This is a genomic window from Variovorax sp. 679 (genome assembly GCF_003952185.1).
Classification (GTDB): domain Bacteria; phylum Pseudomonadota; class Gammaproteobacteria; order Burkholderiales; family Burkholderiaceae_C; genus Variovorax.
On sequence record NZ_RXFS01000002.1, the window covers coordinates 225,876 to 245,978 of the forward strand.

Annotated in this window: 19 protein-coding genes; 14 read left to right on the forward strand and 5 right to left on the reverse strand. The window is 65.4% G+C overall.

The window, feature by feature from the left end:
* The first annotated feature begins 9 nt into the window (after positions 1 to 9).
* Positions 10 to 870 carry a hypothetical protein gene (locus EJO71_RS05015; RefSeq protein ID WP_125947852.1) on the forward strand — a complete coding sequence of 287 codons (861 nt, stop codon included), beginning with the start codon at positions 10 to 12 and terminating at the stop codon, positions 868 to 870.
* A gap of 67 nt (positions 871 to 937) precedes the next feature.
* On the opposite strand, the gene EJO71_RS05020 is transcribed toward EJO71_RS05015, so the two are convergent.
* The 5 genes from EJO71_RS05020 to EJO71_RS05040 form a co-directional block, all read right to left on the reverse strand.
* Positions 938 to 3,529 (reverse strand): bifunctional aconitate hydratase 2/2-methylisocitrate dehydratase, encoded by a 2,592-nt coding sequence (locus EJO71_RS05020; protein WP_125947851.1) that lies wholly within the window; start codon positions 3,527 to 3,529, stop codon positions 938 to 940.
* Between the two features lie 89 nt (positions 3,530 to 3,618).
* The gene (locus tag EJO71_RS05025) at positions 3,619 to 4,179 is read right to left on the reverse strand and encodes a hypothetical protein (RefSeq protein WP_093198537.1); all 561 of its coding nucleotides are present in this window, start codon (positions 4,177 to 4,179) and stop codon (positions 3,619 to 3,621) included.
* Positions 4,180 to 4,217: 38 nt separating this feature from the next.
* Positions 4,218 to 5,216 carry an aldolase/citrate lyase family protein gene (locus EJO71_RS05030; protein WP_125947850.1) on the reverse strand — a complete coding sequence of 333 codons (999 nt, stop codon included), beginning with the start codon at positions 5,214 to 5,216 and terminating at the stop codon, positions 4,218 to 4,220.
* Positions 5,213 to 5,998, reverse strand: a complete 786-nt coding sequence (tam, locus tag EJO71_RS05035) for a trans-aconitate 2-methyltransferase (RefSeq protein ID WP_125947849.1) — start codon at positions 5,996 to 5,998, stop codon at positions 5,213 to 5,215. The genes EJO71_RS05030 and tam overlap by 4 nt, the downstream gene beginning before the upstream one ends.
* Positions 5,999 to 6,011: 13 nt before the next feature.
* Positions 6,012 to 6,998 carry a malate dehydrogenase gene (locus tag EJO71_RS05040; RefSeq protein WP_125947848.1) on the reverse strand — a complete coding sequence of 329 codons (987 nt, stop codon included), beginning with the start codon at positions 6,996 to 6,998 and terminating at the stop codon, positions 6,012 to 6,014.
* A 184-nt stretch (positions 6,999 to 7,182) separates the two neighbouring features.
* On the opposite strand from EJO71_RS05040, the gene EJO71_RS05045 reads away from it, so the two are divergent.
* From EJO71_RS05045 to asd, 13 genes are all read left to right on the forward strand, one after another.
* Positions 7,183 to 7,941 carry a GntR family transcriptional regulator gene (locus EJO71_RS05045; RefSeq protein WP_125947847.1) on the forward strand — a complete coding sequence of 253 codons (759 nt, stop codon included), beginning with the start codon at positions 7,183 to 7,185 and terminating at the stop codon, positions 7,939 to 7,941.
* 235 nt (positions 7,942 to 8,176) lie between these two features.
* A complete protein-coding gene (gene sdhC / locus EJO71_RS05050; protein WP_125947846.1) occupies positions 8,177 to 8,623 on the forward strand; it encodes a succinate dehydrogenase, cytochrome b556 subunit in 447 nt (148 codons plus the stop codon).
* 12 nt (positions 8,624 to 8,635) lie between these two features.
* On the forward strand, positions 8,636 to 9,001 hold the full coding sequence (gene sdhD, locus EJO71_RS05055; protein WP_125947845.1) for a succinate dehydrogenase, hydrophobic membrane anchor protein: 366 nt from the start codon (positions 8,636 to 8,638) through the stop codon (positions 8,999 to 9,001).
* A 6-nt stretch (positions 9,002 to 9,007) separates the two neighbouring features.
* Positions 9,008 to 10,816 (forward strand): succinate dehydrogenase flavoprotein subunit, encoded by a 1,809-nt coding sequence (gene sdhA / locus EJO71_RS05060; RefSeq protein ID WP_125947844.1) that lies wholly within the window; start codon positions 9,008 to 9,010, stop codon positions 10,814 to 10,816.
* 49 nt (positions 10,817 to 10,865) lie between these two features.
* Complete coding sequence (locus EJO71_RS05065) at positions 10,866 to 11,567, forward strand: succinate dehydrogenase iron-sulfur subunit (protein ID WP_081270662.1); 702 nt, start codon at positions 10,866 to 10,868, stop codon at positions 11,565 to 11,567.
* Positions 11,568 to 11,595: 28 nt separating this feature from the next.
* Positions 11,596 to 11,910 (forward strand): succinate dehydrogenase assembly factor 2, encoded by a 315-nt coding sequence (locus EJO71_RS05070; RefSeq protein ID WP_093198518.1) that lies wholly within the window; start codon positions 11,596 to 11,598, stop codon positions 11,908 to 11,910.
* 24 nt (positions 11,911 to 11,934) lie between these two features.
* A complete protein-coding gene (gene gltA, locus EJO71_RS05075; protein ID WP_125947843.1) occupies positions 11,935 to 13,245 on the forward strand; it encodes a citrate synthase in 1,311 nt (436 codons plus the stop codon).
* Positions 13,246 to 13,350: 105 nt separating this feature from the next.
* Positions 13,351 to 14,430 carry a purine nucleoside permease gene (locus EJO71_RS05080; RefSeq protein ID WP_164546767.1) on the forward strand — a complete coding sequence of 360 codons (1,080 nt, stop codon included), beginning with the start codon at positions 13,351 to 13,353 and terminating at the stop codon, positions 14,428 to 14,430.
* 151 nt (positions 14,431 to 14,581) lie between these two features.
* The gene (locus EJO71_RS05085; protein ID WP_125947842.1) at positions 14,582 to 15,526 is read left to right on the forward strand and encodes a LysR substrate-binding domain-containing protein; all 945 of its coding nucleotides are present in this window, start codon (positions 14,582 to 14,584) and stop codon (positions 15,524 to 15,526) included.
* A 48-nt stretch (positions 15,527 to 15,574) separates the two neighbouring features.
* The gene (leuC, locus tag EJO71_RS05090) at positions 15,575 to 16,996 is read left to right on the forward strand and encodes a 3-isopropylmalate dehydratase large subunit (RefSeq protein ID WP_125947841.1); all 1,422 of its coding nucleotides are present in this window, start codon (positions 15,575 to 15,577) and stop codon (positions 16,994 to 16,996) included.
* 16 nt (positions 16,997 to 17,012) lie between these two features.
* Positions 17,013 to 17,663 carry a 3-isopropylmalate dehydratase small subunit gene (gene leuD, locus EJO71_RS05095; RefSeq protein ID WP_125947840.1) on the forward strand — a complete coding sequence of 217 codons (651 nt, stop codon included), beginning with the start codon at positions 17,013 to 17,015 and terminating at the stop codon, positions 17,661 to 17,663.
* Between the two features lie 40 nt (positions 17,664 to 17,703).
* Positions 17,704 to 18,792, forward strand: coding sequence for a 3-isopropylmalate dehydrogenase (leuB, locus tag EJO71_RS05100; protein WP_125947839.1), 1,089 nt, complete (start codon positions 17,704 to 17,706; stop codon positions 18,790 to 18,792).
* Between the two features lie 90 nt (positions 18,793 to 18,882).
* Positions 18,883 to 20,025 (forward strand): aspartate-semialdehyde dehydrogenase, encoded by a 1,143-nt coding sequence (gene asd / locus EJO71_RS05105; RefSeq protein ID WP_125947838.1) that lies wholly within the window; start codon positions 18,883 to 18,885, stop codon positions 20,023 to 20,025.
* Positions 20,026 to 20,103 lie beyond the last annotated feature (78 nt).

Genomic DNA, 20,103 nt, shown 5'->3' on the forward strand with positions numbered 1-20,103 from the left:
GAACCCGACATGCTTGACCCGTCCGAACTCCGGCAATTCTTCCCCGTGATCGTGACGCCGAGTCACGACGGCAAGTTCTTCCAGAACTACGTCACCTCGATGCTGAACTTCACCGTGCAGGCCGAGCGCGCCGGCATGCGGATGCAGGTGCTGATGCACCAGGGCGAGAGCCTGGTCACGCGCGCGCGGAACAACTGCGTGGCCCAGTTCCTCGCCAACCCGCAGTGGACGCACCTGTTCTGGATCGATGCCGACATCGGCTTCTCGGCGCAGGCGGCCTTTCGCCTGCTGCTGTCGGGCTACGACGTCGCGGCCGGCGTCTATCCGCTCAAGCGCGACAACTGGCCCGACGGCGGCGTGGCCGAAGGCACCACGCAGCAGCTGTTCGAGGCCACCTTCACGCGCTACACGGTCAACGCCAAGGCATCGGAGACCACGTCGCGGGTCGAGCTCGATGTGCAGCCCGACGGCTTCATGAAGATGACCGAGGCGCCGACCGGCTTCATGGTGATCAGGCGCGCCGTGTTCGAGCGGCTCATGGCGAGCTACCCCGATCTCAACTACGTGCCCGACAGCATCGGCGAGGCAGACCAGGGGCTGCACTACCGCTTCTTCGACGTGATGGTCGACCCCGTCACCCGCCGCTACCTGTCGGAAGACTACGGCTTCTGCCGGTTGTGGTCGGGGCTGGGCGAATCGATCTACATCGACGCCAACTCCAACCTGTCGCACCAGGGCGCCAAGCTGTACCGCGGCGACTTCGCGAACTCGCTGCTGACTGCGCTGCCGCACGCGGTCGGCGGCCCGGCTGGCGCGACGATGGTGCTCGCGGGCCGGGAGTACCTGCAGCCCAACCAGCCACCGCTCTGAAAAAGAAAAAGCCCCGCCGAAGCGGGGCTTGTTTCATTCAGGCGACCCGCAGATCGCCTGGGCCGGGTCAGGCCGCGACCGAATCCGCCACGCCCTTGTAGTCCTCGATCTTGTCGAAGTTCAGGTACTGGTAGATCTGCGAGCTGGCCGCGTCGAGCACGCCGGCGCTGGCCATGTACTCTTCCTTGGTCGGGATGCGGCCGAGGCGCGAGCAGATGGCGGCCAGTTCGGCCGAGCCCAGGTACACGTTGGTGTTCTTGCCCAGGCGGTTCGGGAAGTTGCGAGTGCTGGTCGACATCACCGTGGCGCCTTCACGCACCTGTGCCTGGTTGCCCATGCACAGCGAGCAGCCCGGCATTTCGGTACGGGCGCCGGCATTGCCGAACACGCCGTAGTGGCCTTCCTCGGTGAGCTGCTGGGCATCCATCTTCGTGGGCGGCGCGATCCACAGCTTGACCGGGATGTCGCGCTTGCCTTCGAGCAGCTTCGACGCAGCGCGGAAGTGCCCGATGTTGGTCATGCACGAGCCGATGAACACTTCGTCGATCACGGCGCCCGACACGTCGCTGAGCGTCTTCACGTCATCGGGGTCGTTCGGGCAAGCCACGATGGGTTCGTGGATCTCGGCCAGGTCGATCTCGATCACGGCTGCGTACTCGGCGTCGTCGTCGCCCTTGAGCAGCTGCGGATCCTTCAGCCAGGCTTCCTGCGCGGCGATGCGGCGCTGCAGCGTGCGGGCGTCGGCGTAGCCTTCGGCAATCATCCACTTCATCAGCGTGATGTTGCTGTTGATGTACTCCTGGATCGGTTCCTTGTTCAGGTGCACCGTGCAGCCGGCAGCCGAGCGTTCGGCCGATGCGTCGCTCAGCTCGAAGGCCTGTTCCACCTTCAGGTCGGGCAGGCCCTCGATCTCGAGGATGCGGCCCGAGAAGATGTTCTTCTTGCCCTTCTTCTCGACCGTCAGCAGGCCGGACTTGATGGCGTACAGCGGAATCGCGTTGACCAGGTCACGCAGCGTCACGCCGGGTTGCATCTTGCCCTTGAAGCGCACGAGCACCGATTCGGGCATGTCCAGCGGCATCACGCCGGTTGCGGCCGCGAAGGCCACGAGGCCCGAGCCGGCCGGGAAGCTGATGCCGATGGGGAAGCGGGTGTGGCTGTCGCCGCCGGTGCCCACGGTGTCGGGCGTCAGCAGGCGGTTGAGCCACGAGTGGATCACGCCGTCGCCAGGACGCAGCGAGACGCCGCCGCGGGTGCTGATGAAGTCGGGCAGCTCGTGGTGCATCTTCACGTCCACCTTCTTGGGGTAGGCCGCGGTGTGGCAGAACGACTGCATCACGAGGTCGGCCGAGAAGCCCAGGCAGGCCAGGTCCTTCAGCTCGTCGCGCGTCATCGGGCCGGTGGTGTCCTGCGAGCCGACCGAGGTCATCTTGGGTTCGCAGTACGTGCCCGGGCGCACGCCCTGGCCTTCGGGCAGGCCGCAGGCGCGGCCGACCATCTTCTGTGCCAACGAGAAGCCCTTCTTGGTGTCGACCGGGCTTTGCGGCAGGCGGAACAGCGTCGAAGCCGGCAGGCCCAGCGCCTCGCGCGCCTTGGCCGTCAGGCCGCGGCCGATGATCAGCGGAATGCGGCCGCCGGCGCGCACTTCGTCGAACAGCACGTCGCTCTTGACCTTGAATTCGGCGATGACCTTGCCGTCCTTCAGCGCCTTGCCTTCGTAGGGGCGCAGCTCGACGACGTCGCCGGTGTCCATCTGGCTCACGTCGAGCTCGATGGGCAGCGCACCCGCGTCTTCCATGGTGTTGTAGAAGATCGGGGCGATCTTCGAGCCCAGGCACACGCCACCGAAGCGCTTGTTGGGGATGAAGGGAATGTCTTCGCCGGTGAACCACAGCACCGAGTTGGTGGCCGACTTGCGGCTGGAGCCCGTGCCGACCACGTCGCCCACGTAGGCGACCTGGTTGCCCTTGTCCTTCAGCGATTCGATGAACTTGACCGGACCGCGCTTGCCGTCTTCCTCGGGCTGGAACGCAGTGCCTTCGCGCTTGTTCTTGAGCATGGCCAGCGCGTGCATCGGGATGTCGGGACGCGTGGTGGCGTCGGGCGCGGGCGAGAGGTCGTCGGTGTTGGTTTCGCCGGGCACCTTGAAGACCGTGATGGTCAGGCTCTGCGGCACTTCGGGGCGGCTGGTGAACCACTCGGCATCGGCCCAGCTCTGCAGCACGCCCTTGGCGTTGGCATTGCCCTTGTCGGCCTTTTCCTTGACGTCGTGGAACTGGTCGAACATCAGCAGGGTTTTCTTCAGGCCTTCGGCTGCGACGGCACCGACTTCGGCGTCGTCGAGCAGGTCGATCAGGGGGCTGATGTTGTAGCCGCCGAGCATGGTGCCGAGCAGTTCGGTCGCGCGGGCGCGCGAAATGAACTCGCTCTTTTCGGTGCCGTGGGCCACGGCCGCGAGGTAGCTCGCCTTGACCTTGGCGGCGTCGTCGACGCCGGCAGGCACGCGGTAGGTGAGCAGGTCCAGCAGGAAGGCGCCGTCCTTGGGCGTAGCGCTCTTGAGGAGCTCGATCGCTTCAGAGGTCTGCTTCGCGCTCAGGGGCAGCGGCGGGATACCGAGCGCGGCGCGTTCGGCAACATGGTCAACGTAGGCTTGCAACATCTTCTTTTCTCCGGAAACTGATCTGGCGGGCGTGCGAGGCGGCCCAGGCGGTCAAGCAAGAGCCGCGCCGCACCCCGTGGTGGGTACGCTTACTTCTTCTCGCCGTCGGCGCCGTCGAAGAGAGCCTTGGGCGGGTTCTTCTTCATTTCTGCGGCAAAAGCGATCTGTGCGTCGGTCTGGCACTCGTCGGCGATGCGCAGGCCGGCCTTCTGGTTCATCAGCATCGACTTGTTGCCGAGCTGGAGCCACATGGCGCCGGCGCGCGGGTCTTCGAGGCGGATGGCGCCGGTGCGGCTTTCGACCGGGTGCATGCGGTACTTCTGGCCCTTGGTGCTCACGGTGAAGAAGCCGGGCTTCTTCTCATCGGGCGTGACGGTCACGTCGGCGCCGAGTTCGCACTGGGCCTTGCCGACCGACACGCGCTTGGCGACCTCGAGGTCGGCGTCGGTGAGGACGATGTTGGTGTCATCGCTGATCGGCGTCACTTCTTCCACGGCCTTGGCGGCCTTGCGGGTGACCTGGCGCTTCGGGGGAGCCTTCTTGGCTTCGGTGGACTTCGCGGCGGCCGGCTTGGCGGGCGCTGCGTTCTGCGCCATGGCGCCGAGCGGCAAAGCCAGGGCCACAGCGGCGATCAGGGCAATTTTCTTCATGTGTGGGTTTCCTTGAGGCTGGGTTCGGAGGTTTCGTTTCAGGAGGCCGCGAGTGCGAACCAGGCTTTCGCCTCGGAGGGCAACGCGCGCCCTGTTGCGTGGGCACGCGTCAGAACCTGCCAGAAATGGCGGTAGCTCGCGCGGTCGTGCAATGTGCCATCAATTTGTGTCGGAGCCCAATCCGCGGCTGCCGCCTTTACAAGGATTTTTGTGGCAATTTGAATCTGAGACTCGTCGGGCGCGAAGGCCTCGAGGATGGGCCGGATCTGGTTCGGATGGATGCTCCACATGCGCGTGTAGCCGAATTCGGTGGCCGCCTTGCGGGCCGCAGTGCGCATCGCATCCGCATCATTGAACTCGGTGACCACGCAATGCGAAGGCACCTTGCCGTAGGCATGCGCGGCCGATGCGATGGCCAGCTTGGCGCGCACCACCAACGGGTGGCTGAACTGCCCTGCCGCGCCCATGCCGTCGGCCGGAATGGCGCCGGCATGCGCCGAGACGAAATCCATGAGCCCGAAGCTCAGCGACTGCACTCGCGGATGGGCGGCAATCTCGAAGGCGTTGTGCACCGCGAGTGGCGATTCGATGAGCACGTGCAGCGGCAATGCGCCGGCATCGGCGGCGTCGAGCGCGGCAACAGCCTGCAACACATCTGCAGCCGATTCGACCTTGGGCACCATCAGGTGGCTCAGGCGCGAGCCGGCGCGGCCGGCAATGGTGACCACGTCGCCGGCGAAGGCTGGATGGTCGACCGGGTGCACGCGCACACCGACGCGCATGCCGGGCTTCGCGGCCAGCGCGAGCTCGGTGACGAGCGCGGCATGCTCGGCCTCGCCGCCCACCGGGGCGCCGTCTTCGCAATCGAGGGTGACGTCGAACACGCAGGCGCCGAACTCCCCGGCCATCTCGGCCTGGAGCGCGAGGCTCTTCTTCATGCGCGCTTCGACGCCGCTGTAGTGGTCGCACACGGGCAGCGTCACTGCGCCGGCCTGCGCGCCGAGCAGCACTTCAGCGGGGTGGGCCGTGGTCGTCATGCCTTTTTCTGCGCGACGATGAACATGCGCGGGAAAGCGAGCAGCCGCTTGCCGTCGGTGCGGACGGGGTAGGCCTCGTCCACGCGGCGCTGGTATTCGGCGAGATAGCTCGCCTGCAGGTCGGCAGGCAGCCGGTCGACGAAGGGCTTCAGGCCGGTGCCGCGCACCCATTCGACGATGGAAGCCGCGTCGGCCATGCGGTGCTGGTAGATGGTGTGCCAGACGTCGACGTTCGCCGCTTGCGGCGCCAGCAGGTCGTAGTAGCCGCGCAGGTCGAGCAGCAGCGTGCGCAGCTTGTCGGCGTCGCCGATGCGCTCCGCCCACGGAGCTTCGGCTGCCAGGGCGCGCATCAGGCGATGCGTGGGCTCCTGCCGGTTGTCGGGCATCTGGATGGCGAGCACGCCACCCGGGGCCAGCGCGTCGAACAGGCGCGGGATCAGCTTCTCGTGATCGGGCACCCACTGCAGGGACGCGTTGGCATAGATGAGGTCGGGCGCTTCTTCCTTGGATTGCGGCGCCCAGGTCGCAATGTCGCTCAACTCGAAGCGCGCCTGCGGCAGGCGCTCGCGTGCGCTGACCAGCATGGCTTCGGAGTTGTCGGTTCCGAGGGCCTGCGCCTTCGGGAACCGGTTGACCAGCAGCTCGGTGGAGTTGCCCGGCCCGCACCCGAGGTCGACCACGCGGGCCGCCTCGGTCAGTGGCACCCGCGCCAGGAGTTCCTGTGCGGGTCTTGTGCGCTCGTCCTCGTAGCGACGGTAGAGCGCGGGGTTCCAGTCGAGCATGCCGGGGTTTGCTTTACAGCAGGTGGGCGACGCCGGCGCGTTCGCCTTCGAGTTCTTCCAGCGTCTTGTTGATGCGTTCCTGGCTGAATGCGTCGATCTCCAGGCCTTCGACCAGCTTGTACTCGCCGTTTTCGCAGGTGACGGGGAAGCCGAACATCACGTCCTTCGGAATGCCGTACTGGCCGTCCGACGGGATGCCCATGGTGACCCACTTGCCGTTGGTGCCCAGGGCCCAGTCGCGCATGTGGTCGATGGCGGCGTTGGCGGCCGAGGCAGCCGACGACAGGCCGCGTGCTTCGATGATGGCGGCGCCGCGCTTGCCGACGGTGGGCAGGAACACGTTGGCGTTCCATTCCTGGTCGTTGATCATCTTGGCGACGCTTTCGCCGTTGATGGTGGCGAAGCGGTAGTCGGCGTACATCGTGGGCGAGTGGTTGCCCCACACGGTGAGCTTCTCGATGTCGGCCACGGCCTTGCCCGTCTTGGCGGCGATCTGGCTGGCGGCGCGGTTGTGGTCCAGGCGCAGCATGGCGGTGAAGTTCTTGCGCGGCAGGTCCGGTGCGCTCTTCATCGCGATGTAGGCGTTGGTGTTGGCGGGGTTGCCGACCACCAGCACCTTGACGTTGCGGCTGGCGACGGCGTTGAGGGCCTTGCCTTGCGCGGTGAAGATGGCGCCGTTGACGGCCAGCAGTTCGGCACGTTCCATGCCGGGGCCGCGGGGACGCGAACCGACGAGCAGTGCGTAGTCGGCGTCCTTGAAGGCGGTCATCGGGTCGCCGTGGGCTTCCATGCCGACCAGCAGCGGGAACGCGCAGTCGTCGAGTTCCATCATCACGCCCTTGAGCGCCTTCTGGGCCTTCTCGTCGGGGATCTCGAGCAGTTGCAGGATGACCGGCTGGTCTTTGCCGAGCATTTCACCGGAGGCGATACGGAACAGCAGGGCGTAGCCGATTTGACCAGCGGCACCGGTGACGGCAACGCGGACGGGTTTTTTGCTCATGGGAAGACTCCAGAAGGTAATGAAACGGTGTCGGCGCTCTCGTGGGGCGCCAGGGGTTCTGCGGGATGAAACACCTTCCCGCAGCGCGAGACCGGCCGCATTTTAAGCCGATTCAATGAGCCTCGTCTTATGTCTTATATAAGATATCCTCTCGGGGTCCGCCAAGGCGCACCCCACCGCTGCCATGAACACGCCCACCCCATTCGACGAGCCCACGACGCCGTCCTTCAGTCCGCTCTACCAGCAGATCAAGACCCTGATCCTGCAGAGCCTGCAGGCCGGCGAGTGGAAGCCAGGCGAACCCATCCCGAGCGAGATGGACCTGGCGGTGCGCTATCGCGTGAGCCAGGGCACGGTGCGCAAGGCCATCGACGAGCTCTCGGCCGAAAACCTGGTGGTGCGCCGCCAGGGCAAGGGCACCTTCGTCGCCACCCATGCCGAGCAGCATGTGCAGTACCGCTTTCTCAAGCTCGTGCCCGACGAGGGCGACCCGAGCACCGAAGGCCCCGCCGTGCGCACCATCGTCGACTGCAAGCGCCAGCGCGCATCGGCCGACGTGGCGCGCGCTCTCGGCCTGCGCACCGCCGACGCCGTGCTGCAGGTGCGCCGCGTGCTGGCCTATGGCGGAGTACCCACCATCCTCGAAGACCTGTGGCTGCCTGGCGCGCCCTTCAAGGGACTCACCGCCGAGCGGCTGCGTGCGTGGCCCGGCCCGATGTACGCACTCTTCGAAACCGAGTTCGGCGTGCGCATGGTGCGCGCCGAAGAAAAGATCCGCGCCGTGCTGCCCGATGCCGAACAGGCCGCGCTGCTCGACGTGACGCTGCAGATGCCCCTGCTGAGCGTGGAACGCGTGGCGCACACCTACCATGACACGCCCATGGAATTGCGCCGCGGGCTTTATCGCACCGACACGCACCACTACAGAAACCAGCTGGGCTGATCCGATGCACACAAAGAAGGCCGAACACCTCGGCGCCAGCGCGCGCATGCAACGTGCGCGTTGCGCTACGAAGTCAATAGCATCCGACTGCAACGGTGCGCTGACTCGTGCGTGTCCGCAGCGCGATGGTGCATTGCAATAGAATTTTGCGTTGTTTGCACTTCCGCAGAAGAAACAAAAGCGTTCGCTCTCAGAACAAGCCAACAAGTCACAAAGCCACGAAAGCCATCCCCCAATGACAGAGCTTGCAACTCCCCCCCGGCCACCGCGTCGCGAATTCCGCAACATCAATGCCTTCACCGATCTCACGACCTACCGGCTGCCGCCGGCGGGCATCGTGTCGATCCTGCACCGCGTCAGCGGCGTGCTGATGTTCCTGCTGCTGCCGTTCATCATCTGGATGTTCGACACCTCGCTGTCATCTGACTATTCGTTCGCGAAATTCAAGGCCGCCTTCAACGTCGGCATCGGCTTCGCTCCAGGCTGGTTCTTCAAGCTCGTCGCGCTCGCGCTCATCTGGGCCTACCTGCACCACTTCATCGCCGGCCTGCGCCACCTCTGGATGGACGTGAGCCACTCCGCGGTGAACAAGGAGTTCGGCAACACCTCGGCCATCTTCACGCTGGGTGCGAGCATCATCCTCACGCTGGCGCTCGGCGCCAAGCTGTTCGGCCTGTACTGAGAAGGAGCCAACATGTCTGTGAACTACGGCTCCAAACGCGTCGTCGTCGGCGCCCACTACGGTCTGCGCGACTGGCTCAGCCAGCGCATCACGGGTTGCCTGATGGCGCTCTTCACGATCATCCTGCTCGCGCAGCTGATCTTCACCCGCGGCCCCATCGGTTACGACCTGTGGGCCGGCATCTTCGCCGCGCAGTGGATGAAGGTCCTGACCTTCTCCGTGATCGTCGCCCTGCTCTATCACGTGTGGGTCGGCATGCGCGACGTGTGGATGGACTACGTCCAGCCCGTCGCCATCCGTCTCGTGCTGCAAGTTTTCACCATCGTCTGGCTTGTCGGTTGTGCGGGTTGGGCCATTCAAGTGCTTTGGAAGATCTGACCCACCATGACCTACACAAAAGAAAAAATCACCAAGCGCAAGTTCGACGTCGTGATCGTCGGTGCCGGCGGCTCCGGCATGCGCGCCTCGCTGCAACTCGCACGTGCCGGCCTCAACGTGGCCGTGCTCTCCAAGGTGTTCCCGACCCGTTCGCACACCGTCGCGGCCCAGGGCGGCGTGGGCGCATCGCTCGGCAACATGAGCGAGGACAACTGGCACTACCACTTCTACGACACGATCAAGGGCTCCGACTGGCTCGGTGACCAGGACGCGATCGAGTTCATGTGCCGCGAAGCACCGAAGGTCGTGTACGAGCTCGAACACTTCGGCATGCCTTTCGACCGCAACCCCGACGGCACGATCTACCAGCGTCCGTTCGGCGGCCACACGGCCAACTACGGCGAGAAGCCCGTGCAGCGCGCCTGCGCCGCGGCCGACCGCACCGGCCACGCGATGCTGCACACGCTCTACCAGAAGAACGTCGAAGCCCGCACCCAGTTCTTCGTCGAATGGATGGCGCTCGACCTCATCCGTGACGAAGAAGGCGACGTGGTCGGCGTGACCGCGCTCGAAATGGAAACCGGCGACCTGCACATCCTGCAGGCCAAGACCGTGCTGCTGGCCACCGGCGGCGCGGGCCGCATCTTCCAGGCTTCGACCAACGCCTTCATCAACACCGGCGACGGCCTCGGCATGGCCGCCCGCTCGGGCATTCCGCTGCAGGACATGGAGTTCTGGCAGTTCCACCCGACCGGCGTGGCCGGCGCGGGCGTGCTGCTGACCGAAGGCTGCCGCGGCGAAGGCGCGATCCTGCTGAACAGCAACGGCGAGCGCTTCATGGAGCGCTATGCGCCCACGCTGAAGGACCTGGCGCCGCGCGACTTCGTCTCGCGCTCGATGGACCAGGAAATCAAGGAAGGCCGTGGCTGCGGTCCCAACAAGGACTACGTGCTGCTCAAGCTCGACCACCTTGGCGCGGACACCATCCACAAGCGCCTGCCCTCGGTGTACGAGATCGGCGTCAATTTCGCCAACGTCGACATCACGAAGGAACCGATCCCCGTCGTGCCGACCATCCACTACCAGATGGGCGGCATCCCGACCAACATCCACGGCCAGGTCGTGGTGCAGAAGGGCGAGGACAACAGCGCCGTCGTGAACGGCCTCTACGCCGTGGGCGAATGCTCCTGCGTGAGCGTGCACGGCGCCAACCGCCTGGGCACGAACTCGCTGCTCGACCTGCTGGTGTTCGGCCGCGCTGCCGGCAACCACATCGTCGAGTTCAACGACAAGCTCAAGGAACACAAGCCCCTGCCCAACGATGCGGCCGACCGCACGCTGGAGCGCCTGAACCGCCTCGAAGCCACCACCGGCGGCGAGTACGCGCAGGACGTGGCCGGAGAGATCCGTGCCGTCATGCAGCAGCATGCGGCCGTGTTCCGCAAGCAGGCCTCGATGGACGAAGGCGTGACCAAGATCGCCGCCGTGCGCGAGCGCGTCAAGGCCATCGGCCTGAAGGACAAGTCGAAGGTGTTCAACACCGCCCGCATCGAAGCGCTGGAAGTCGACAACCTGATCGAAGTGGCGCAGGCCACCATGGTCTCGGCCGCCGCCCGCAAGGAATGCCGCGGCGCCCACACGGTGGAAGACTACGAACGCCCGGCGGACGACCCGGTCGCCCCGCTCGGCCGCGACGACGCCAACTGGATGAAGCACACCCTCTGGTACAGCGCCGACAACCGCCTCTCGTACAAGCCGGTCAAGCTGCAGCCGCTCACCGTGGCCTCGGTTCCGCCGAAGGTCCGCACGTTCTAAAAGAACGGCTCACAGTCAGCTCATACAAAGCATTCACAAGGTCACTACGATGAAGCGCACATTCCAGATCTACCGCTACGACCCGGACAAGGACGCCAAGCCCTACATGCAGACGGTCGAGATCGAACTCGACGGCCACGAGCGCATGCTGCTCGACGCCCTCATGAAGCTCAAGGCACAGGACCCGACCCTGTCGTTCCGCCGCTCGTGCCGCGAAGGCGTCTGCGGCTCCGACGCGATGAACATCAACGGCAAGAACGGTCTGGCCTGCCTGACCAACATGAACACGCTCAAGGGCACCGTGGTGCTCAAGCCGCTGCCGGGCCTGCCCGTCATCCGCGACCTGATCGTGGACATGACGCAGTTCTTCAAGCAGTACAACTCGATCAAGCCGTACCTGCAGAACGACAGCGTGCCGCCCGAGAAGGAACGCCTGCAGTCGCCCGAAGAGCGCGAAGAGCTCAACGGCCTGTACGAGTGCATTCTTTGCGCGAGCTGCTCCACGAGCTGCCCGAGCTTCTGGTGGAACCCCGACAAGTTCGTGGGCCCCGCCGGCCTGCTGCAGGCCTACCGCTTCATCGCCGACAGCCGCGACGAAGCCACCGCCGAGCGCCTGGACAACCTGGAAGACCCGTACCGCCTGTTCCGCTGCCACACGATCATGAACTGCGTGGACGTGTGCCCCAAGAGCCTGAACCCGACCAAGGCCATCGGCAAGATCAAGGAATTGATGGTGCGCCGCGCCATCTGACCCTGATCCATCTGTTCGAGACGCCACCATGCAACCCGCCACCGACTCCGCCGAACTGCTCAGCGAACGTGCGCTGAGCAAGCTCAAATGGCGCTGCCGGCGCGGACTGCTCGAGAACGACCTGTTCATCGCCCGCTTCTTCGAGCGGCACGAATCCCGCATGACCGTGGGTCAGGCGGGAGCGATGGAGACATTGATGGACCTGTCGGACAACGATCTCCTCGACCTCCTTCTGCGTAGAAAGGAGCCCGAGCCCGAATGGGCCGGGGCCGAGGTGGTCGCGTTGCTGCAGCTGATGCGCACCGACGGCGCGCAGCGTCCTGCAATTTCTCCTTCGTCCTGAATCCACCTCTGAAAGTAAACCGAAATGAAAGCATCCGATACCAAGGCCACGCTGTCGTTCAGCAACGGCGGCGACAGCGTCGAACTGCCGATCTACAAGGGCACCGTTGGCCCCGACGTGATCGATATCCGCAAGCTGTACGCACAGACCGGCATGTTCACGTACGACCCGGGCTTCATGTCGACCGCCGCCTGCCAGTCGGCCATCACGTACATCGATGGCGACAAGGGCGAGCTGCTGTACCGCGGCTACCCCATCGAGCAGCTCGCTACCAACTGCGACTTCCTCGAGACCTGCCACCTGCTGCTGTACGGTGAACTGCCGGACGCCGCCAAGAAGGCCAACTTCACCAAGCTCGTGACGAACCACACGATGGTGAACGAGCAGATGCAGTTCTTCCTGCGTGGCTTCCGCCGCGACGCACACCCGATGGCCATCATGACCGGCCTGGTGGGCGCCCTGTCGGCCTTCTATCACGACAGCACGGACATCAACAATCCCGAGCACCGCGAGATCGCCGCGATCCGCCTGATCGCGAAGATGCCCACGCTCGTGGCCATGGCCTACAAGTACACGATCGGCCAGCCGTACATGTACCCGAAGAACGACCTGAGCTACGCCGGCAACTTCCTGCACATGATGTTCGCCACGCCGTGCGAGGAGTACAAGGTGAACCCGGTGCTCGAGCGCGCGCTCGACCGCATCTTCATCCTGCACGCAGACCACGAGCAGAACGCCTCGACCTCGACCGTGCGCCTGTGCGGCTCGTCGGGCACGAACCCCTTCGCGGCCATCGCGGCCGGTGTGGCCTGCCTCTGGGGCCCGGCCCACGGCGGCGCCAACGAGGCAGCACTCAACATGCTGTACGACATCCAGAAGGAAGGCGGCGTCGAGAAGATCGGCGAGTTCATCAAGAAGGTCAAGGACAAGAACTCGAACGTCAAGCTGATGGGCTTCGGCCACCGCGTGTACAAGAACTACGACCCGCGCGCCAAGCTGATGCAGGAAACCTGCAACGAAGTGCTGACCGAGCTGGGCCTGGAACAAGACCCGCTGTTCAAGCTCGCCAAGGAACTCGAGAAGATCGCCCTGGAAGACGAGTACTTCGTGTCGCGCAAGCTGTACCCGAACGTCGACTTCTACTCGGGCATCGTGCAACGCGCCATCGGCATCCCGGTGCCGCTGTTCACCGCGATCTTCGCGCTGGCCCGCACGGTCGGCTGGATCGCCCAGCTGAACGAAATGATCGGCGACCCCGAGTACAAGATCGGCCGCCCGCGCCAGCTGTTCGAAGGCTCGCCGAAGCGTGACGTGAAGCCGATCTCGGCTCGCTGATCCGCCTCGTCCGGTTTCGATCGCGAAAGCTGCCTTCGGGCAGCTTTTTTTTGGCCTGTAAATTGCGGTCTCCTTCTTGTTGTTCGACGGAAAAGGAGAAAGCAGATGGCAGTTTCTCGACGCGTAACCCGTTTGTGTTCAAGGGCAGCATGCATCGCCCTCGCCGCGACAGCCCTGTTCGGCTGCGCGAGCGATGCGAACCGATCCGCACCACCTTCGACGGCACCCGGTGCGCAGCAGCAGGTGGCGGTGAAGGTCCTCATCATCAGCATGTTCAAGCCCGAGGCGCAGGTGTGGCTCGAGCCGCTGAAGCTGAACCGGGAGATCAAGGTGCCGGGCCTGTCCGCCGACGACCCGGCGGTGCGGTGCAACGCCGATTCGGTGTGCCAGGTGACCACCGGCATGGGCCACACCAATGCGGCGGCCTCCATCACGGCGCTGGTGTTCAGCGGGAAGTTCGACCTCTCGAAGACCTACTTCCTGGTGGCCGGCATCGCGGGCGTCGACCCGAATGTCTCGACCATCGGCTCGGCCACCTGGGCCCGGTACCTGGTCGACTTCGGCATCGCGCACGAGATCGACGCACGCGAGATGCCCTCGACCTGGCGGTCCGGCTACTTCGGCATCGGCGCCAAGGATCCGGACTCCAAGCCCAAGTTCGAATATCGCACCGAGGTCTTCCGCCTCGACGAGAAGCTGCTGCAGAAGGCCCTGAAGCTGTCGGCCAACGCACCGCTGGCCGACAACGACAAGGCGCGCGCCTATCGCGCCAGGTATCCGCAGCCGACGGCCAAAGCCCGTCCTTCCGTCCTGCAATGCGACACCGCGGCCGGAGACACCTACTGGCACGGCAAATACCTCGGAGAGACGGCCACGCGCTGGGTTTCGCTCGTGACCGATGGGCAGGGCAAGTACTGCACCACCCAGCAGGAGGACAACGCCACCTACGAGGCGTTGAAGCGGGGCGCCAGCGCCGGGCTGCTCGACCTGCGGCGAGTGGCCGTGCTGCGCACCGCGTCGAACTTCGACCGGCCCCATCCGGGGCAGACGGCGTACGCCTCGCTGTCGGCCGAGTCGGGCGGATTCCCGATCTCCACCGCCAACCTCCTGATCGCAGGGCGGCCCCTGGTCGATGCGATCGTGAGCAACTGGTCGGCCTGGCGCACAGGGATCCCGGCAGACTGATCGGCGATGCCTTTCGAGGACGAACTCCCAAGCCAGTTGCGCGCTCGTCTCAGGACGGCAGCGATGCCATCTCGGATTGCGATGGCATCGTGCCAAAAACAAGGGGAAAATAGCCATCACATCGCAAAACGCGATGACTCCCCGCAGTCCCATGAGCACGTCCGAACGCAACTTCGCCCGCCGCATCGACCTCACGTCGCTGCAGTTGTTCGTGGCCGTCTGCGAACTGGGCAGCATCGGCCGCGCGGCGGAGCGCGAATTCATCGCGGCCTCGGCCATCAGCAAGCGGCTGTCGGACCTCGAAGCCACGCTCGGCACCACCCTGCTCTACCGCCACGCGCGCGGCGTCGACCTCACGCCCGCTGGCGAAAGCCTGCTGCACCACGCGCGCTCGGTGCTCTACAGCCTCGAGAAGATGCAGGGCGAGCTCAGCGAATACGCCGACGGCGTGCGCGGCCACGTGCGGGTGCACGCCAACATCTCGGCGATCGTGCAGTTCCTGCCGGAAGACCTGGGCGTGTTCACGCGCGCCCACGAGGCCATCAAGATCGACCTTGAAGAACACCTGAGCAGCGAAGTGATCCGTGCCGTGCAGGAAGGCGCGGCCGATCTCGGCGTGTGCCACGTGGCCGGCGGCGCGGGCGAGCTGCAGAGCCTCTCGTACCGCCACGACCGCCTCGCGCTCATCGTGCCCACGGGGCATGCGCTGGCGGCGCAGGGCAGCATCGACTTCGTCGACTCGCTCGACTTCGATCACGTCGGCCTGCACACCAACAGCTCCATCTACGTCGCGATGCACGAGGCCGCGCTGGACGCGGGCCGCAGCATCAAGCTGCGCATCCATGTGACGGGCCTCGACGCCATGTGCCGCATGATCGAGAACGGCCTGGGCATCGGCGTGATGCCGCAGCGCGCCTTCGAGCTCATGCGCAACGGCATCGGCCACGGCCTCGTGAGCATGGCGCTCAACGACGCCTGGGCCGCGCGCGAAATCAGGCTGGTGGCACGCGACTTCTCCACCCTGCCCGTGGCGGCGCGCTCGCTGGTGAATCACCTGCACGCGGCCGCGGATGCCGGCGAACAGCTCGCGGCCTAGGCCGCAACGACAGACAATTCCATTTCCCCACGAAAGACAGAGACCGACATGGCACGCACGCTCTACGACAAGATCTGGGACGAACACGTCGTCCACACCGAGGAAGACGGCACCGCGATCCTCTACATCGACCGCCACCTGGTGCACGAAGTCACCAGCCCGCAGGCATTCGAAGGCCTGCGCGAGGCCGGCCGCAAGCTGTGGCGCATCAGCTCGGTGGTGGCCACCGCCGACCACAACACGCCCACCACCGGCTGGGAGCGCGGCTACGAAGGCATCGCCGACCCGACCAGCAAGGAACAGGTCACCACGCTCGACCACAACATCGCCGAGTTCGGCGCCGCCGCGTTCTTCCCCTTCCTGAGCAAGCGCCAGGGCATCGTGCACGTGATCGGCCCCGAGTCCGGCGCGACGCTGCCGGGCATGACGGTGGTCTGCGGCGACTCGCACACCTCCACGCACGGCGCGTTCGGCGCGCTGGCGCACGGCATCGGCACCAGCGAGGTCGAGCACGTCATGGCCACGCAGACGCTGCTGGGCAAGAAGGCCAAGAACATGCTCGTGAAGGTCGAGGGCAAGCTGCCCCTGGGCTGCACGGCCAAGGACATCGTGCTGGCCATCATCGGCAAGATCGGCACGGCCGGCGGCACGGGCTACACCATCGAGTTCGCGGGCTCGGCCATTCGCGACCTCAGCATGGAAGGCCGCATGACGGTCTGCAACATGGCCATCGAGGCCGGCGCGCGCGCCGGGCTGGTGGCGGTCGACGAGAAGACCATCAGCTACGTGAAGGGCCGCCCGCTCGCGCCCACCGGCGTGGAATGGGACCAGGCCGTGACCTACTGGCGCACGCTGCAATCCGACCCAGGCGCGAAGTTCGACGCCGTGGTCGAGCTCGACGCGACGCAGATCCAGCCGCAGGTGACCTGGGGAACCTCGCCCGAGATGGTGGTCGAGATCAACGGCCGCGTGCCCGATCCCGACAAGGAAAAGGACGCGAGCAAGCGCGGCGCCATCGAGCGCGCGCTGGTCTACATGGGCCTGGAGCCCAACAAGGCCATGAACGACATCTTCATCGACAAGGTGTTCATCGGCTCGTGCACCAACAGCCGCATCGAGGACATGCGCGAAGCCGCCGCCGTGGTGAAGAAGCTCGGCCAGAAGGTCGCGAAGAACGTGAAACTCGCGATGGTCGTGCCCGGCTCGGGCGTGGTGAAGGAACAGGCCGAGCGCGAAGGCCTCGACCAGATTTTCAAGGCCGCCGGCTTCGAATGGCGCGAGCCCGGCTGCTCGATGTGCCTGGCCATGAACGCCGACCGCCTGGAGCCCGGCGAGCGCTGCGCATCCACCAGCAACCGCAACTTCGAAGGCCGCCAGGGCGCCGGTGGCCGCACCCACCTCGTGAGCCCGGCCATGGCCGCGGCCGCGGCCGTGCACGGCCACTTCGTCGACGTCCGTACGTTCGCCTGAACACAGAGAGATTCATATGCAGAAATTCACCGTGCACAAGGGCCTCGTGGCCCCGATGGATCGCGAGAACGTCGACACCGACGCGATCATCCCGAAGCAGTTCCTCAAGTCGATCAAGAAGACCGGCTTCGGCGTGAACCTGTTCGACGAGTGGCGCTACCTCGACCCAGGCCTGCCCGGCCAGGATCCGAAGAGCCGCAAGCCGAACCCCGACTTCGTTCTGAACCAGCCGCGCTACGCGGGCGCCTCGGTGCTGCTGGCGCGCAAGAACTTCGGCTGCGGCTCGTCGCGCGAGCATGCGCCTTGGGCGCTCGACCAGTACGGCTTCCGCGCGATCATTGCGCCGAGCTACGCCGACATCTTCTTCAACAACAGCTTCAAGAACGGCCTGCTGCCGATCGTGCTGCCCGAGGCGCAGGTGGCCCAGCTGTTCGACGAGACCTTCGCGTTTCCGGGCTACCAACTGACCATCGACCTGGAGCGCCAGGTGGTCGTGAAGCCCGATGGCCAGGAGTTCGCGTTCGACGTGCAGGCCTTCCGCAAGTACTGCCTGATCAACGGGCTGGACGACATCGGCCTCACACTGCGCCACAAGGACAAGATCAAGGCTTTCGAGGCCGAGCGCCTGGCGCAGAAGCCCTGGCTCGCCCATACGATGATCTCCTGATCGCGCGCATTTCCGTTTTCAAGAAACCTCAGACCAACTTATGAAAATCGCAGTTCTCCCGGGTGACGGCATCGGCACCGAAATCGTGGCGGAAGCCGTCAAGGTGCTCGACGTGCTCGACCTGAAGTTCGAGATGGAGTCGGCGCTGGTCGGCGGCGCGGCCTACGAGGCGCACGGCCACCCGTTGCCCGAGTCGACGCTCAAGCTCGCCAAGGAAGCCGACGCGGTGCTGTTCGGCGCCGTCGGCGACTGGAAGTACGACAAGCTCGATCGCCCGCTGCGGCCTGAGCAGGCCATCCTGGGGCTGCGCAAGAACCTGGGCCTGTTCGCGAACTTCCGCCCTGCCATCTGCTACGAGCAGCTGGTGGACGCATCGAGCCTGAAGCCCGAGCTGATTGCGGGCCTGGACATCCTCATCATCCGCGAGCTGACTGGCGACATCTACTTCGGCCAGCCGCGCGGCCGCCGCACTGCGGTCGACGGGCACTTCCCGGGCGCCGAGGAAGCCTTCGACACGATGCGCTACTCGCGCCCCGAGATCGAGCGCATCGCCCGCGTCGCCTTCGAGGCCGCCCGCAAGCGCAGCAAGCGCGTGACCAGCGTGGACAAGAACAACGTGCTGGAAACCTCGCAGCTGTGGAAAGACGTGATGCTCGACATCGCGAAGGAATATCCGGACGTCGAACTCGACCACATGCTGGTCGACAACGCAGCCATGCAGCTCGTGAAGGCGCCCAAGAAGTTCGACGTGGTGGTCACCGGCAACATGTTCGGCGACATCCTCTCGGACGAGGCCGCGATGCTCACCGGCTCCATCGGCATGCTGCCCTCGGCCTCGCTCAATTCGAGCAACCAGGGCCTGTACGAGCCCAGCCACGGCAGCGCGCCCGACATTGCCGGCAAAGGGGTTGCCAATCCTTTGGCTACAATCCTGTCCGCTGCCATGATGCTCCGCTTCTCACTCAACCAGCCCGAAGCTGCCGACCGTATCGAGTCGGCGGTGAAGGACGTGCTTGCCTCCGGGCTGCGCACCGGGGACATCTGGTCGGAAGGCACCAAGCGCGTCGGCACCCGCGAGATGGGCGACGCGGTCGTAGCAGCAATCACCAAAAAGACGATTACCGGCTAACCGCAGCCCGCTTCGTCACGCCCCTCCCCGGCTCGACGAGTCGGGGGCAAAAAAAGACAACTTTTTCTTTTTTCATAAGGGCAAACTGAAATGGCGAACGCATCTCAACCTCTGGTCGGCCTCGTTGGCTGGCGCGGCATGGTCGGCTCGGTCCTGATGGACCGCATGCAGGCCGAAGGCGACTTCGGTCTCATCGAGCCGATCTTCTTCTCGACCTCCAACGCCGGCGGCAAGGCCCCGGCAATGGCAAAGAACGAGACCGCGCTGAAGGATGCGAACGACATCGAGGCACTGAAGAAGTGCGACATCGTCATCACCTGCCAGGGCGGCGACTACACCAGCGAGGTTTTCCCCAAGCTGCGCGCCGCCGGCTGGAACGGCCACTGGATCGATGCCGCCTCCACCCTGCGCATGCAGGACGACGCGATCATCGTGCTCGACCCGGTCAACCTGCCGGTGATCGAGAACGCCCTCGCCAAGGGCGGCAAGAACTGGATCGGCGGCAACTGCACCGTGAGCTGCATGCTCATGGGCGTGGGCGCTCTCTACAAGGCCGGCCTGGTCGAGTGGATGACCAGCATGACCTACCAGGCCGCCTCGGGCGGTGGCGCGCAGCACATGCGCGAGCTGCTGACCCAGTTCGGCACCCTCAGCGCCGAAGTGCGCGCGCTGCTGGACGATCCGAAGTCGGCCATCCTCGAGATCGACCGCAAGGTGCTGCACAAGCAGCAGACCCTCAGCGCCGCCGAAACGGCCAACTTCGGCGCGCCGCTGGGCGGCTCGCTGATCCCCTGGATCGACAAGGACCTGGGCGACGGCATGTCCAAGGAAGAGTGGAAGGGCGGCGCCGAGACCAACAAGATCCTCGGCCAAGGCGCGGGCTTCGGCACTGCCGCCACGCCGGTCGACGGCTTCTGCGTGCGCATCGGCGCGATGCGCTGCCACAGCCAGGCCCTGACCTTCAAGCTCAAGAAGGACGTGCCGGTCGCCGACATCGAAGCGATGATCGCCGCCGACAACCCCTGGGCGAAGGTCGTGCCGAACACGCGCGAAGCCACGGTGAAGGACCTGACCCCGGTGGCCGTGACGGGCACCATGGATATCCCGGTCGGCCGCATCCGCAAGCTGGCGATGGGACCGGAGTACGTCGGTGCCTTCACCATCGGCGACCAGCTGCTGTGGGGTGCCGCGGAACCGCTGCGCCGCATGCTGCGCATCCTGCTCGAAGCCTGATGCGGGGTGCTCAGGCCCTTTTGAAACACGAATTGTTGCCATCCGGCAACAGAAGATGTGTGCGTAAGTATGCGCGCA

Excerpts from the sequence above, each read along its gene's own strand:
- EJO71_RS05015 (WP_125947852.1), top strand. The coding sequence starts at position 10 with ATGCTTGACCCGTCCGAACTCCGGCAATTCTTCCCCGTGATCGTGACG.
- EJO71_RS05020 (WP_125947851.1), bottom strand. The coding sequence starts at position 3,529 with ATGTTGCAAGCCTACGTTGACCATGTTGCCGAACGCGCCGCGCTCGGT.
- EJO71_RS05025 (WP_093198537.1), bottom strand. The coding sequence starts at position 4,179 with ATGAAGAAAATTGCCCTGATCGCCGCTGTGGCCCTGGCTTTGCCGCTC.
- EJO71_RS05030 (WP_125947850.1), bottom strand. The coding sequence starts at position 5,216 with ATGACGACCACGGCCCACCCCGCTGAAGTGCTGCTCGGCGCGCAGGCC.
- tam (WP_125947849.1), bottom strand. The coding sequence starts at position 5,998 with ATGCTCGACTGGAACCCCGCGCTCTACCGTCGCTACGAGGACGAGCGC.
- EJO71_RS05040 (WP_125947848.1), bottom strand. The coding sequence starts at position 6,998 with ATGAGCAAAAAACCCGTCCGCGTTGCCGTCACCGGTGCCGCTGGTCAA.
- EJO71_RS05045 (WP_125947847.1), top strand. The coding sequence starts at position 7,183 with ATGAACACGCCCACCCCATTCGACGAGCCCACGACGCCGTCCTTCAGT.
- sdhC (WP_125947846.1), top strand. The coding sequence starts at position 8,177 with ATGACAGAGCTTGCAACTCCCCCCCGGCCACCGCGTCGCGAATTCCGC.
- sdhD (WP_125947845.1), top strand. The coding sequence starts at position 8,636 with ATGTCTGTGAACTACGGCTCCAAACGCGTCGTCGTCGGCGCCCACTAC.
- sdhA (WP_125947844.1), top strand. The coding sequence starts at position 9,008 with ATGACCTACACAAAAGAAAAAATCACCAAGCGCAAGTTCGACGTCGTG.
- EJO71_RS05065 (WP_081270662.1), top strand. The coding sequence starts at position 10,866 with ATGAAGCGCACATTCCAGATCTACCGCTACGACCCGGACAAGGACGCC.
- EJO71_RS05070 (WP_093198518.1), top strand. The coding sequence starts at position 11,596 with ATGCAACCCGCCACCGACTCCGCCGAACTGCTCAGCGAACGTGCGCTG.
- gltA (WP_125947843.1), top strand. The coding sequence starts at position 11,935 with ATGAAAGCATCCGATACCAAGGCCACGCTGTCGTTCAGCAACGGCGGC.
- EJO71_RS05080 (WP_164546767.1), top strand. The coding sequence starts at position 13,351 with ATGGCAGTTTCTCGACGCGTAACCCGTTTGTGTTCAAGGGCAGCATGC.
- EJO71_RS05085 (WP_125947842.1), top strand. The coding sequence starts at position 14,582 with ATGAGCACGTCCGAACGCAACTTCGCCCGCCGCATCGACCTCACGTCG.
- leuC (WP_125947841.1), top strand. The coding sequence starts at position 15,575 with ATGGCACGCACGCTCTACGACAAGATCTGGGACGAACACGTCGTCCAC.
- leuD (WP_125947840.1), top strand. The coding sequence starts at position 17,013 with ATGCAGAAATTCACCGTGCACAAGGGCCTCGTGGCCCCGATGGATCGC.
- leuB (WP_125947839.1), top strand. The coding sequence starts at position 17,704 with ATGAAAATCGCAGTTCTCCCGGGTGACGGCATCGGCACCGAAATCGTG.
- asd (WP_125947838.1), top strand. The coding sequence starts at position 18,883 with ATGGCGAACGCATCTCAACCTCTGGTCGGCCTCGTTGGCTGGCGCGGC.